Origin of the sequence: Pollutimonas bauzanensis, from assembly GCF_900129885.1 — a bacterium.
Classification (GTDB): Bacteria; Pseudomonadota; Gammaproteobacteria; order Burkholderiales; family Burkholderiaceae_B; genus Pollutimonas; species Pollutimonas bauzanensis.
Genome location: NZ_FQXE01000016.1, coordinates 26,924 through 41,065, shown reverse-complemented (window position 1 = coordinate 41,065; position 14,142 = coordinate 26,924). Strand labels below are relative to the sequence as shown.

Annotated in this window: 4 protein-coding genes; 1 reads left to right on the top strand and 3 read right to left on the bottom strand. The window is 66.5% G+C overall.

What is annotated here, in order from left to right; genetic code table 11:
• Window positions 1–278: 278 nt before the first annotated feature.
• A complete protein-coding gene (locus tag BUB23_RS22030) occupies window positions 279–8,792 on the top strand; it encodes a GH36-type glycosyl hydrolase domain-containing protein (RefSeq protein ID WP_073108226.1) in 8,514 nt (2,837 codons plus the stop codon).
• Here BUB23_RS22030 and BUB23_RS22025 read toward each other — a convergent pair.
• The 3 genes from BUB23_RS22025 to BUB23_RS22015 all read right to left on the bottom strand — a co-directional run bounded on the left by BUB23_RS22025 (window position 8,789) and on the right by BUB23_RS22015 (window position 14,104).
• A complete protein-coding gene (locus BUB23_RS22025) occupies window positions 8,789–10,348 on the bottom strand; it encodes a phospholipase D family protein (RefSeq protein WP_281255575.1) in 1,560 nt (519 codons plus the stop codon). The genes BUB23_RS22030 and BUB23_RS22025 overlap by 4 nt on opposite strands.
• 72 nt (window positions 10,349–10,420) lie before the next feature.
• The gene (locus BUB23_RS22020) at window positions 10,421–11,959 is read right to left on the bottom strand and encodes a PepSY domain-containing protein (RefSeq protein WP_245801351.1); all 1,539 of its coding nucleotides are present in this window, start codon (window positions 11,957–11,959) and stop codon (window positions 10,421–10,423) included.
• Between the two features lie 12 nt (window positions 11,960–11,971).
• Window positions 11,972–14,104 (bottom strand): TonB-dependent receptor, encoded by a 2,133-nt coding sequence (locus BUB23_RS22015; protein ID WP_073108036.1) that lies wholly within the window; start codon window positions 14,102–14,104, stop codon window positions 11,972–11,974.
• Between the last annotated feature and the right edge of the window lie 38 nt (window positions 14,105–14,142).

The following is a 14,142-nucleotide window of genomic DNA, read 5'->3' as shown; positions in this document are numbered from 1 at the left end:
TGCTGCCGGCTTGCCCGCCCGCGGGACCGCGTCCGGCCCGCAATCGGGGCCGGCTGCTTCAGCATGGTGCGTAAAGCGCGCAGCGGGGCGGCCCGCTTGCGCCAAAGGGGTGCATTTACTAACGCTCACTTTGTTTTACTCAATAGAGCGTATGCTGCAAGATGCCGGTCGGCATGGCGCCGCATCATTCAAGGAGCCCCACGTGGCTAAAGATCCAATACGCACAAGCAGGAAAACAGCATCCCCGGCCATTTCGCGCCGCCTTGCGGGTACGGCCTTTGTTTAAGGACGCCGTTCTTCGATACGCTTTCTGGCACCGCCCCGCAACGCCATGGAACGACCTGGCGCCCGTAAGGGAAGAGCTTTTCGGCATTGAAAGGCTGGAGCAGCACGCGGAAAGCCTGGCCGCCGCGCAGCCGGTCACGGCGGCGCCGCCGGCGGTTCCGCCGCTGCAAAAGCGGCTCAATGACAATGCCGCGGTCCTGCTCGCCGCCTACAGGGCGAGCGCGGCCGAGCTCGAAAGCGGGCGCGGCGTGGTTCCCGCCGCCGAATGGCTGCTGGACAATTATCATCTGGTCGAAGAGCAGATCCGCGAAATCAGGGAAGACTTGCCGCCCGGCTTTTATCGCCAGTTGCCGAAGCTGGCCACGGGACCGCTGGCCGGCTACCCGAGGGTGTTCGGCATCGCCTGGGCCTTTGTTGCCCATACCGACAGCAACTTCGATCCCGATATCCTGCGGCGCTTCATCGTCGCTTACCAGCGCGTCCAGCCCCTGGCGATCGGCGAGCTGTGGGCCGTCGCGATCACGCTGCGCATAGTGCTCATCGAGAACCTGCGCCGCCTGGCCGATCAGATCAGCTATGGGCAAAAAGCCCGCGCCGACGCCGAGGCGCTGGGCGACCGGCTGGTCGGCTCCAAGAGCATACAGTTCGCCCTGGAAACCGACATCGCCACGCGCGCGACCGACCCCTTGTCCGAAGCCTTTGCCGCGCATCTGGCCAAGCGGCTGCGCAACCAGGATCCCCGCACCACGCCGGCCCTGGGCTGGCTGGAGGAACGCCTCAATCTTCAAAACACCTCCATCGACGAAGTCGTGCTGCATGCCCAGCAGCGGCAGGGCGCCTCCAATGTCACGGTGCGCAACATCATTACCAGCATGCGGCTGATCTCCGATATCGATTGGACCGAGCTGTTCGAGAAAATGAGCCTGGTCGATGAACGGCTGCGCGAGGCCAGCGCCTTTGCCGCCATGGACTTTCCGACCCGCAATCTATACCGCAGCGCCATCGAGCAGCTGGCGCGCGGTTCGTCCCTGTCCGAGCTGGAAGTCGCCGGACGGGCGCTGGAAGCGGCCCGCGCGGGGCAGGCGCAAGCAGCCGATGCGCAGCAGGCCCAGCGCATCGGCGATCCCGGCTATCACCTGATTGCCGAGGGCCGCCCCGGCCTGGAACAGGCCATAGGCTTCAAGGCGCCGCTGCGGCTGCGGCTGAGCCGCCTGAATGTGCGCATGGGCATACGCGGCTACGTGGGCACCATACTATCCGCTACTGTACTGCTCATCGGGCTGGCGCTCTGGGCGCTGGGGCTTGCCGGCCTGGGGGCCGGCGGGCTCGCGTGGTTTGCGCTGGCGGCATTCTTTCCGGCGACCGAACTGGCGACGGCGCTGGTCAATCGCGCGATCTCCTGGACTTTCGGCGCCAGGAGCCTGCCGGGCCTGGAGCTGAAGGCGGGCGTTCCGCACGCGTTCAGGACGCTGGTTGCCGTTCCCACGCTGCTGACCAGCGAAGCCGATCTGCGCGAGCAGATCGAGCGGCTCGAAGTGCACTACCTTGGCGGCGCCGGCGGCGATCTCGCCTTCGCCCTGCTGCTGGACGGGCTCGATGCGGACCAGGAGGTGATGCCCGGCGATGCGCCCCTGCTCGCCGCGGCCGCCGAGGCGGTCGCGGAATTGAACCGCCGCTACGGTCCGGGCTCGGGCGGCAACCGCTTCCTCCTGCTGCACCGCCGCCGCGTTTTCAACGCCGGCGAAAACAAATGGATGGGCTGGGAACGCAAAAGAGGCAAGCTGCATGAATTGAACCGGCTTTTGCGCGGCGCCACCGACACCACCTACATACCGGTCGGCCAGGCCGCCGTGACGGTGCCGGCCGATGTGCGCTATGTGATCACCCTGGATGCGGATACCAGGCTGCCCAGGGATGCCGCGCTGCGCCTGATAGGCAAGATGGCCCATCCCCTCAACCGGCCGGAATTCAATGTCGCGGAGCAGCGCGTGGTCAATGGCTACGCCATTCTCCAGCCGCGTGTCACGCCCGCCCTGCCTGTCGGGCGCGAGGGTTCCATCTACCAGCGGGTCTTCTCCGGTCCCGGCGGAATGGACCCATACGCGGCGGCCATATCCGATATCTATCAAGACCTCTTCGGGGAAGGTTCCTATACCGGCAAGGGTATCTACGATGTAGATGCCTTCGAAGCCGCCCTGCTGGGCCGGGTGCCGGACAACGCCATGCTCAGCCACGATCTGTTCGAGGGCATTTTCGCGCGCGCCGGCCTGGCCTCGGATGTCGAGGTCGTCGAGGAATTTCCCTCGCGCTACGATGTCGCCGTCAAGCGCCAGCACCGCTGGACGCGCGGCGACTGGCAGTTGCTGCCCTGGGTGTTCGCCCGCGGCCGCGGCAGCCGGGCGCTGCCTTCCGTGGGACGCGGGAAAATGCTCGACAACCTGCGCCGCTCGCTGCTGGCGCCCTTCACCCTGATCGCGCTGGCCTGCAGCTGGCTGCTGCCCGCCCCCGCCAGCGCGCTGGCCACGCTGTTCATCCTGGCTTGCATGGCGATCCCGGCGTTCCTGCCCAGCCTGTTTTCCCTGCTGCCGCGCCGCAGCGGCATCCGTTTTCGCAGCCACCTGGGCTCGCTGGCCGCCGATCTGCGGCTCGCGGGCATGCAGACCCTGCTTTCCGTCGCCTTCCTGGCCGACCACGCGTGGCGCATGGGCGACGCGATCATCCGGACCCTGCTGCGCCTGTTCGTGACCCGCCGCCATCTTCTCGAATGGACCACGGCCGCTCAGTCATCCAAGCGCCCACGGCTGGACCTTCGCGGCTTTTACGCGGGAATGGCGGGCGGCATATTGCTTGCGCTGGCTGTCGTGGCCGGGGTGCTCAGCCTGGCGCCGTCGTCCTGGCCGCTGGCGCTGCCCTTTGCCTTGCTATGGCTGGCCGCGCCGGCGCTTGCCTTGTGGGCCAGCCGTTCACTGGCGGTCGCGCGGCGCAGCGAAATTTCCGGAACCGATGCCATCGCGCTGCGCCTGACGGCGCGCCGCACCTGGCGCTTCTTCGAAACCTTCGTCACGCCGGACGACAACATGCTGCCGCCGGATAATTTCCAGGAGGATCCCAAGCCCGCCCTGGCGCGCCGGACGTCGCCCACCAACATCGGGCTGTATCTGCTGTCGGCTGTCGCCGCCCGCGATTTCGGCTGGGCCGGCACCTTGCAGACCGTAGAGCGGCTCGAGGCGACGGTGGCGACCTTGCAGAAACTGGTCAGGTTCAAGGGGCATTTTTTCAACTGGTACGGCACGCAGGACTTGCGCGCGCTCGAACCCGCCTACGTGTCGTCGGTCGACAGCGGCAATCTCGCCGGCCACCTGATCGTGCTCGCCAATGCTTGTGAAGAGTGGCTGGACAGCGCATTCCTGGCCGATCCGCGTTCCGGCATGCTGGATAATCTGCGGCTGGCCCGCCAGGCCATTGCCGCGCTGCCCGCCGCGAGCGGCGAGCGCGGCCGGCAGCTCAATATCCTGCTCGACGAGATCGAAGCCAAGCTCGATGGCCCGCAAACGGCGCAGGCGTGGCTGCCGGGGCTAAGGCGGCTTGCCGAAAAGGCGGCCAAGACGGTCCACAGCCTGCTGCCCGCCACCGAGGACGCGGATTCCATCGATGCGCTGTTCTGGATCGAGGCGCTGGGCAATGCGATGGCCCAACATGGCCGCGACTGGCTGCCCGCGATGGACGACCACCCGTCCCTGGCGGGCAGGCTGCAGGCTCTTGCCGATACGGCGCGGGAAATGGCGCTGGACATGGACTTCGCCTTCCTGCTCGACGCCGACCGCAAACTGCTGTCCATAGGCTATTCGCATGTCGACAACAGCCTCGATCCGAGCTGCTACGACTTGCTCGCTTCGGAGGCCAGGCTGGCCAGCCTGTTCGCCATAGCCAAGGGCGACGTGCCAACGCGGCATTGGCTGCGGCTGGGCCGTACGGCCACGCCGCTGGGCAACGGCTCGGCGCTCATATCATGGTCCGGATCCATGTTCGAGTACCTCATGCCTTCGCTGGTGATGCGCGCCCCCCATGGCAGCCTGCTGGAGCAGACCAACCGTTTGGTGGTGCGTCGCCAGCAGGACTATGGGGAATCGCTGAACATCCCCTGGGGCATTTCCGAGTCCGCGTACAACGCGCGCGACATGGAGTTCACCTATCAATACTCTAATTTCGGCGTTCCGGGCCTGGGCCTCAAGCGCGGGCTTTCCGAAAACAGGGTGATCGCGCCTTACGCGACCGGGCTGGCGGCCATGGTCGACCCCATCGCCGCCTGCGAGAATTACGCCAGGCTTGCCAGAATGGGAGCGCTGGGCGGCTACGGCTTTTACGAGGCGCTGGATTTCACTCCTTCGCGGCTGCCCGACAACAAGAGCGTGGCCATCGTGCGCAGCTTCATGGCCCATCACCAGGGCATGACGATAGTCGCCATCGCCAATACCTTGCAGGATGCCCGGATGCGCGAGCGCTTTCACCGGGAACCGATGATCCAGGCCTGCGAACTGCTGCTCCAGGAGCGCGTGCCCAGGGATGTCATCATTGCCCATCCGCGCGCCGAAGAGGTGAAAGTATCCGCCGCCGCGGCCAATAGCGGCGTGGCCACGGTGCGCCGCCTTGCGGGCTCGGCCGCGGGCGCGCCCGCGACCCACCTGCTGTCGAATGGCCGCTACACGGTGATGCTGACGGCCGCCGGGGCGGGCTACAGCCGCTGGCGCGATATCGCCGTGACGCGCTGGCGCGAAGACGCCACCCGCGATGACTACGGCTCCTTCATCTTCCTGCGCGACACGCAGAACGGCAAGGTGTGGTCCGCCGGCATGCAGCCCGTCGGCGGCGCCGCTGAGCATGAGGAGGTGATATTCGCCGAGGATTGCGCCGAATTCATACGCCGCGACGGGACCCTGACCACCACCATGGATGTCCTGGTTTCGGGCGAGGACGACGGCGAGGTGCGCCGCGTGTCCCTGACCAACAGCGGGCGCCGCCCGCGCGAGATCGAGCTGACCTCTTATGCCGAAGTCGTCCTGGCGACGCCGGCTACCGACAGGGCCCATCCGGCATTCGCCAAGATGTTCGTCCAGACCAGCCATCTCGACGAGTTCGGCGCGCTGGTCGCCACCCGGCGCACGCGCGGGCCCGACGAAGCCGAGCTATGGGCGGCCCATTTCGCGGTCATCGAAGGCCAGGTCGTGGCCGAGCCGCAGTACGAGTCGGACCGCGCCGCCTTCATCGGGCGCGGGCGCTCGGTGGGCTCGGCCGGCGCCATGGCGGGCGATGGCGCGCTCTCGAATACGGTCGGCACCGTCCTGGATCCGATCTTCGCGCTGCGGTACCGCATGCTGATCGCGCCCGGCAAGGTCGCGCGGATCGCCTTCTGGACGGTCGTCGCGCCATCGGAGGCGGAACTGCTGGACCTGATAGACAAGCATCACGATCGCAGCGCCTTCGCACGGGCGAAGACCCTGGCATGGACCCAGGCGCAGGTCCAGCTGCGGCATCTGGACATCGACGCGGAAGAGGCGGCGGACTTCCAGCGCCTGACCGCGCCGATTCTGTACTCCGATCCGCGCTACAGGCCCTCGTCCGAAACCATCATGCGCGGCGCGGGCCCGCAGTCGGGCCTGTGGCCGCAGGCCATTTCGGGCGACCTGCCCATCGTCCTGCTGCGCATCGAGGACATCGAGGATATCGCCCAGGTCCGCCAACTGCTGCGCGCTCATGAATATTGGCGCATGAAGCGCCTGGCGGTCGATCTGGTCATCATCAATGAGCGCGCCTCCTCTTACATCCAGGACTTGCAGATCGCCATCGAAACGGCGGTGCGCAGCAGCCAGGCGCTGCCGCGCTTCGGCGCAGAGCTGGCGCAGGGCGCGGTCTATGCCTTGCGCGCGGATCTCATGAGCGTCGATACCCGGGCCTTGCTGCGATCGGTGGCGCGGGTTGCGCTGCTCGCCCGGCGCGGCACCATCGCCGAGCAATTGGCCCATATGCCGCAGCCGGCCGCGCCCCGGGAAGCTGCCGGCCGCCGCGCGGCGGCTGTCAGCGCGCCGCCGTCGCCGATGCCCGGCGGGCTGGAGTTCTTCAATGGCCTGGGCGGATTCGATAAAGAGGGGCGCGAGTATGTGACCATCTTGAACGATGGCCAGTCCACGCCCGCGCCCTGGCTCAACGTGATAGCCAATCCGGGTTTCGGCTTCCAGGCCTCTGCCGAAGGCAGCGGCTACACCTGGGCGCAGAACAGCCGCGAGAACCAGCTCACGCCGTGGTCGAACGACCCGGTGGCCGATCCGGCGGGCGAGGCGATCTACATACGCGACGAGGCCAGCGGCGCGCTGTGGACCCCCACGGCGCAGCCCATGCGCGACAGCGGCACGTATCTTGCCAGGCACGGGCAGGGCTATAGCCGCTATGAACACGTGGCCAACGACATCGCGCTCGAGCTGCTGCAGTATGTGCCCTTATCCGATCCCATCAAGATTTCGCGCCTGACCTTGCGCAACCTCACGCAAGAGCCGCGCCGCCTGTCGGTGACCGCTTACGCGGAATGGGTGCTGGGCACCTTGCGCGGCGCCAGCGGCCCATTCATCGTGACCAGGATGGATGACGCCAGCGGCGCCATGCTGGCCCAGAATCCCTGGGGCACCGCTTTCCCCGGCCGGGTGGCTTTCGCCGACCTTGGCGGCCGGCAAACCGCCTGGACGGCCGATCGCACTGAATTCATCGGACGCAACGGGGCGCTTGCCGCGCCTCTGGCTCTGGTCGAAGGCAGGCCTTTGTCGGGGGCGATAGGCGCCGGGCTGGACCCATGCGCGGCCTTGCAGGGCATGGTGGACCTGGAGCCGGGCCAGACAGTGGAAGTGGCCTGGTTCCTCGGGCAAGGCGAGTCGGCCGAGGAGGCCAGGGCCTTGATCAGCCATTATCGCCAGGCCGATCTCGACGCGGTGCTCGAGGAAGTGACGGAGCATTGGGACAGCGTGCTGGGCGCGGTCCAGGTCAAGACGCCCGACCGGTCCATGGACATCATGCTCAATGGCTGGCTGCTTTACCAGACGCTGGCTTGCCGCATCTGGGCCCGGTCGGCCTTCTACCAGGCCAGCGGGGCCTATGGCTTTCGCGACCAGCTGCAGGATGGCATGGCGCTCACGTTCGCCATGCCGGGCGCCACGCGCGAGCATCTGCTGCGCGCCGCCGGGCGCCAGTTCGTGGAAGGCGACGTGCAGCATTGGTGGCTGCCGCATTCGGGGCAGGGCGTGCGCACCCGTATTTCCGACGACCGTGTCTGGCTGGCTTATGCCGCCGCCACGTATATCGCCAGCACCGGCGACGCCACCGTCCTGGACGAGATCGTGCCGTTCCTGGAAGGACCGCCGCTGCGCCCTGGCGAGCACGACGCCTTCTTCCCGCCCATGGCCGCCGATGAATCCGGGTCGTTGTTCGAGCACTGCGCCCGCGGCCTCGATCAATGCCTTGCGCTGACGGGCGAGCTTGGCCTGCCGCTGATGGGCACCGGCGACTGGAACGACGGCATGAACCGCGTGGGCGAGGGCGGCCGGGGCGAAAGCGTATGGCTGGGCTGGCTCCTGTGGAACACCATAGACTTGTTTGCGCCGCTGGCGCAGGAGCGCGACGCGGGCCGCGCGCAGCGCTGGCGCGCCCATGCGGTCTTGCTGAAAGAGGCGCTGGAACGCGAGGCCTGGGACGGGCAATGGTATCGCCGGGCGACCTTCGACAACGGCAGTTGGCTGGGTTCGAAGGACAGCCAGGAATGCCGCATCGATTCCATAGCGCAGTCCTGGGCGGTCCTGTCGGGCGCCGCCGATCCGGCGCGCGCCGCGACGGCGATGGCGTCCCTGGAGCGGCATCTGTTGCGCCGCGAAGACGGCCTGGCCTTGCTGTTCACGCCGCCATTCGACCAGACGCCGCAGGATCCCGGCTACATCAAGGGCTACCCGCCGGGCCTGCGCGAGAACGGCGGACAGTATAGCCACGCCGCCATGTGGGCGGTCCTGGCCTACGCCAGGCTGGGCCAGGGCGACAAGGCGGCCGGGCTGTTCGCGCTGCTCAATCCCATCAACCATGCGCGCACGCCGCAAGAAGCCGATCGCTACAAGGTCGAACCTTATGTCGTCGCCGCCGACGTGTATTCGGTCGCGCCGCATGTCGGCCGCGGCGGATGGACCTGGTATACCGGCTCGGCGGCGTGGATGTATCGCGCCGGCGTCGAGGGCATACTGGGCATACGCCGCGAGGGGGCCTATCTGGTGCTGGAACCCTGCATTCCCGATGCCTGGCCGGGCTTCGACGCCACGGTGAAAATCGGCCTGGCTCAATACGACATACGGGTCGAGAATTCGCCCGATCGCGGCTACGCCGACACGCGGGCCGCGCTCGACGGCGTGCGCATCGAATGCGCCCAGGGCGCGGTGCGCCTGCTTCTGGGCGAAGGCAGGCACAGCCTTACGATGTCGATCTAGAGCAGCCAGTCGATCGGCAGCAGCGACAGGAAATCCACGCTGGCCCGGCGCCAGAGGCTGGCGTGGGGTTCCGTGTCATAGCGTATTTGCCTGCCGTCGCGCTGTTCCGTCCAATACAGAGCGCCGCTATCCGAGAGGCGGACCTCATAGGCGATCTCGGGAATCCTGTCGTTGAACGCCGCGTTGATTCTCCGCGCCATCGCGGGGCTGTCGATAATGAAGCCCAGCTCGGTGTTCAGCTTGGCCGAACGCGGATCGAAATTAAAAGAGCCGATGAAAATGCGCGAGCTGTCCACGGAAAAAGTTTTGGCGTGCAGGCTAGAACCCGAGCTGCCGAAGGGGCCGGCGCTTTTGTTGCGGCGCGTTCCGGGCGACAGGCGCTTCATTTCATAAAGCTTGACGCCGGCCTCCAGCAGCGGCTTGCGCCGTTTCGCATAGCCGGCGTGGACCGCGGCGACGTCCGTGGCATCCAGCGAATTGGTCAATATCTTCAGCGTGACGCCGCGCCGGGTCATCGCGGTGAGGCCGGCGACCCCCGCCGCGGAGGGCACGAAATAGGGCGAGACCAGCTCCACATCGGATTTCGGCTTGCCGATGATCTGTTCGAGGTCGTGCGTCAAAAGCTGTTCGGGCGGCACCTGGCCCAGCCCTTTGCGCGGATCATCGCTGACCATATGGGTGGTTGCCCATTCCAGCTCTATGGTCTGGTCGGCCAGCTGGCGTATCAGGCTGGAGTCGCGCAAGGCCTTTACATAGGCCGCGGCGCGCGGATCGCGCTCGAGGACGGAGCCCTCGGCCTTGAGCTTGGCCAGCCGGCCGGGTTCGGCCGGCGGCAGGAGCAGGCTGGCGGGGTAGGAGGACTGGCTGTTCCAATAGCGGTCGAAATCGTCGGACACATCCTTGACCACCGGGCCGACCGCCGCCACGTCCAGGTCGGCGAACAGCACGCCGTCGGTCGCGCCGAAGTATTCGTCGCCCACATTGCGCCCGCCTATGATGGTGATGCGGTTGTCGGCGGTGAAGGACTTGTTGTGCATGCGCCGGTTGGCGCGCGAGAAGTCGGTGATATAGCCCAGCCAGCGCGGCGAGCGGATCACGAAAGGATTGAACAGGCGCACTTCGATATTCGGATGCGAATCGAGCGCGGCGAGCGTGCCGTCCAGCCCGGAGGTATTGTTGTCGTCCAGCAATAGGCGCACGCGCACGCCGCGATCGGCCGCGGCATGCAAGGCTTCGAACAGCAGGGAGCCGGTCAGGTCGTCGTGCCAGATATAGTACTGGACGTCCAGCGTCTTTTCGGCCGCCCGCGCCAGCAGCGCGCGCACGGCGAAGGCCTCTTGCGGATCCGCCAGCGAATGGACGCCCGACTTGCCCGGATGCGCGCCGGCCATGCGGGAAATCGCCTTGCCCAGCGTGGTGGCCTTGGACTCATCGTCCGTAAGCGCCTGCGAGGCAGTCCGGTCCGCCAGCGAGGGCAGGGCCGCGCATCCGGAAATCGCCACGGCTCCCAGGCAAATCAAGAGCATGCACAACGCGGCATGTATTCGTATCTTCATTGTTCCGCTTCCTGCATGTAACCGCCAGATGATCTTATAACAGAACCACGGCGCCGCGGCGGGCGCGGCAGCTCAACGCGGAAATGCGCCCGCCTTGCGCAAAGCTTTGGCGGCCCAGGCGCGCAGGCGCATATAGCCGATCCTGATCCCGCTTATGCTCAGGACCAGCCCTCCCAGGCTCAGCAGGATCAGCGCGGCGTGGCGCGCCAGCTCCGCCCGCAGCATGGGCGGCAGGTCCCAGCTGTGCAGGAAATTGAAGAGCCAGCGCCCGGCCCGCTGCGAATGGCTGGAGCTCAGTTCGAGGTCGCCGGTGTACGGGTCCAGGTAGGCCCAGGTTTTGTCGGGATCATCGAAGCTGACGCGCAGCGCCGGCAGGCGCCGCTCGGCGGCGCCATACATCGACGCCGCCGAGCGGCGGTAATAGTAGCTGTCGTAGCGCAGCAGCCGACGCTGGGACGTTATCGCCGCGTTTATCAAGCGCGGGGCGGCCTCGAGCAGAACGCTGTCGGGCCATTGCGCCCGGACCGCCGGCCCGGCCGCGTCCCGCAGGATCAGGCGCGTCTGGTTTGCGGCGTCCCGGGCGAGCAGATAGGGCATTCCGCCCAGAACCCGCCATTCGATTTCCCGGGCGTGGAAGCCGGCGCTTTCGAGCATGGCCAGCGCCTCCGGCGCCTCCAGCGCCAGCCGCGCCGTGCCCGGTGTGCCGCCCTGGTAGGCCGCCAGGTCGGGGCGCTGGCCTTTCGGGCTGAATATGCCCAGAGGGTTCATGGACATCAAGCCGCTGAAGATCCACGCGCACACAATGGCGGCGAACACCAATCCCGATAGATGATGCCAGCGCAGCCATCCCTCGCGGTAAGGCGAGCGCGAGCCCGATTTATACGGGCTGCCGAAGCGCCATCGCCACAGTCCGGCCAGTGTGCCGGTCAGCGCCGTTATCACCCCGGCGCCCGACAGACCAATGACGATCCAGCTCCAGCCTGGATCCGCCGGGCGATCGCGAAACATATACAGCCAATGCAGCCAGGCGCCGACATAGTTCCAGGCGCGCTGGCGCAGCGGCGCGGCCATGACGGGCTCGCCTGTCGATGATGAAATGTATAGCAGCGTGCGGGCGGCGTCGCCCATCTGGATCCGGTGCAGCGGCCGATGGGGATTCAGCGAGGCCGCATGCGTCCAGCGATCCTCATCGACGGGGCCGAGATACCGCGCGGCGGCGCCGGGGATGAACGCGCGCGCGGCAAGCATGGCCCGCTGCTCGCCGACAGGCTGGCCGGGCACGCCGGCCACGGCATCGACGACGACGTAGCGGCCATCGCCCTGGCGCAGCCGGTAATAGGGGCTGCCGGCGATGGAGGTAAGCGTTATCTCCCGCGGCGCGGCCGACGCGCCGGCCCGCAGCAATGCCTGGCTGACAGGAATGCAGCAGCCGGCCGCCGCCAGGACCGGCAGGCGCGCCAGGCGTTGCGCAGGCATGAGCTTGGGATAGCCCACGAACAGCATGACCACGCCGCTGACGAACCACAAGGCCATGAGGCCGCAAGCCGCGATGCCCGTCCATCTGTGGATCAGATATATATTGCGCTTGAAGCGCGTCCAGAGCATGGCCATGGCTATTCCGCTTCAGAACTGGTAGGCGGCGGTGAGCTCCATCCTGCGGCCCGCCCCCTGAAACCATTGGGTCTGGTTGTAGTAGGCCGTTTCCACATAGTGCCTGTCGAACACGTTGAAACCCCGCAATGTCAGCGTCAGGTCCCGCTTGGGCTTCCACTGCAGGGCCAGATCCGTGGTGGTGTAGGCGGGCAGCGCCAGGTCATTGGCGCGGTCCGCATAGCGCTTGCCGACATGGCGCAGGCCGGCGCTGGCCGTCCACTGGGGCAGGAAGCGCCAGCTGAGCCACATATTGGCCAGGCGCTGCGGCACGTCGGTCGGCACTCTGCCGTCGCGCGTTACGGCAACCCCGCCCACAGACTCTGAAAAATCGTCATAGCGGGCGCGCAGCAGCGCGGCATTGGCGTCCAGGCGCCAGCCCGCGGCGAGCTCCACGCCCAGTGTGGCCTCGATGCCCCGCGACGACTGCCGTCCCACCTGGATGCTGACCGCCGGATCTGAAATATCCCGGGTCAGAAGTTTTTCCTTGACGATGCGGTAAGCGGCCAGCGTCCATTCGCCTTTGTCGCCCCAGAAGGCCTGCTTGACGCCGAATTCCAGCTGCTTGCCGGTGGACAGCTCGAAATCCTTGTTCGCCGGCGACATCATCATCAGCGCGCTCACCGGATCCGCCGCTACGGAGTATTGCCCATAGACGGCCAGGCTGGGCAGGATGTCGTACACAGTGCCCAGCCGCCAGCCGACATTGGAGAATGTCTTGTCGAGCACGGTCTGCCCCGCGGGCAGGTCGCGCCGCCTCACGTCGGCATGGTCATAGCGCAAGCCGGCCAGCACGGACCATTGCCGGGTGAGTTCCAGCCGGTTCTCCGCGAACAGCGAATATTGCGAGGCCTTGTTGCGATAGCGCGGGGTCGCGGCAACGATATCGATGAAACCGCCGCGGTCGAAATCGTAAGGGTCAACCAGGGAACTGCCCGAATAGGGCGAGTTGTTGGTATGCTTGAAGGCGCTCTGATTGATGTCGAAGCCCAGGGCCGCCCGGTTCTTCAGGCCCAGCACCGTGGTGTCGAAGCTGATGTCGGTGGTATTGCCCACCTGCGATTGGTCATGCCTGATGTCCGTGTACGAGCTGCGCTCGATCAGGCCGCTGGCCGGCACATAATTGTAGTATTCCGCGTTGCGCCAATGGCGCTCGCTTTCAATCTGGTACAGGCGGCTCTGGACCGTCGTCGTGTCGTTGGGCGTCCACAGGGCCGACAGCTCGGTCCAGCGGTCCTGGTATTTTATCGTCGCATCGCCGACATTGTAGTTTTGCTTGCGCAAGGAATCGTCCGGCTCCCCATTCACCAGCGGCGTCCCGAAATAGCGCATGGGCTTTTGCCAGCCCTGGGCGTAGCTTAGCGTCAGGCTGAATTCGGGCGACACGTCCAGTTGCAAGGCGCCTGAAAATGTCAGGTTGCGGGAATTTCCCATGTCCACCCATCCGTCCGAGCGGTTCCCGCTGGCGTCGAAGCGGTAGGACAGCTTGTCGTCGATCGCGCCGCCGCTGCCGAACCCCAGCCGTTGCGTATTGTCGCTGCCGATGGTGGCCTGGATTTCGTTCCTCACCGGCGCGCGCGAGGGCTTCTTGGGTATGACGTTGACCACGCCGCCGATAGCGCCTTCGCCGTAAATGACGGAAGCCGGGCCCCGCAGCACTTCTATGCGATCGATGGACCAGGTGTCGAAAGGGAAGGTGATGCCGATGCCGCCGTACTGGCGCTTGCCGTCGTAAAGCTGCATTACGGATGATGAGCCGGTGAAGCCGCGCGCCGAAAGCGCGGCGCCGCCGTTGCCGGGATGGCCGATATTGCTCAGGCCCGGAGACCGGCTGACGGCGTCCGCCAGGCTGGCGTCGCCGCGCTGCTGCAGTTGTTCGCGCGTGATGACGCTGATGCTGGCCGGGGTTTGCTGCGGGGTGAGATTGAGCGCCGATCCGGTGGATGCGGCCCTGTTGATTTCGGTGGCACTATTGGCTTTCACCGGGATGGCGGGCAAGAGAGGCACGGATTCGGCCGCGTGGACCGCGCCGGATGCCAGTATGAGCGGCGCAAGGCGGATGGCGAGCGCGGCGGCGGCCGCGGCGTGAAAATGAATGCGGAGCATGGATAAACCTCGGGATTTCTATTGTCTTGACCGGCGTA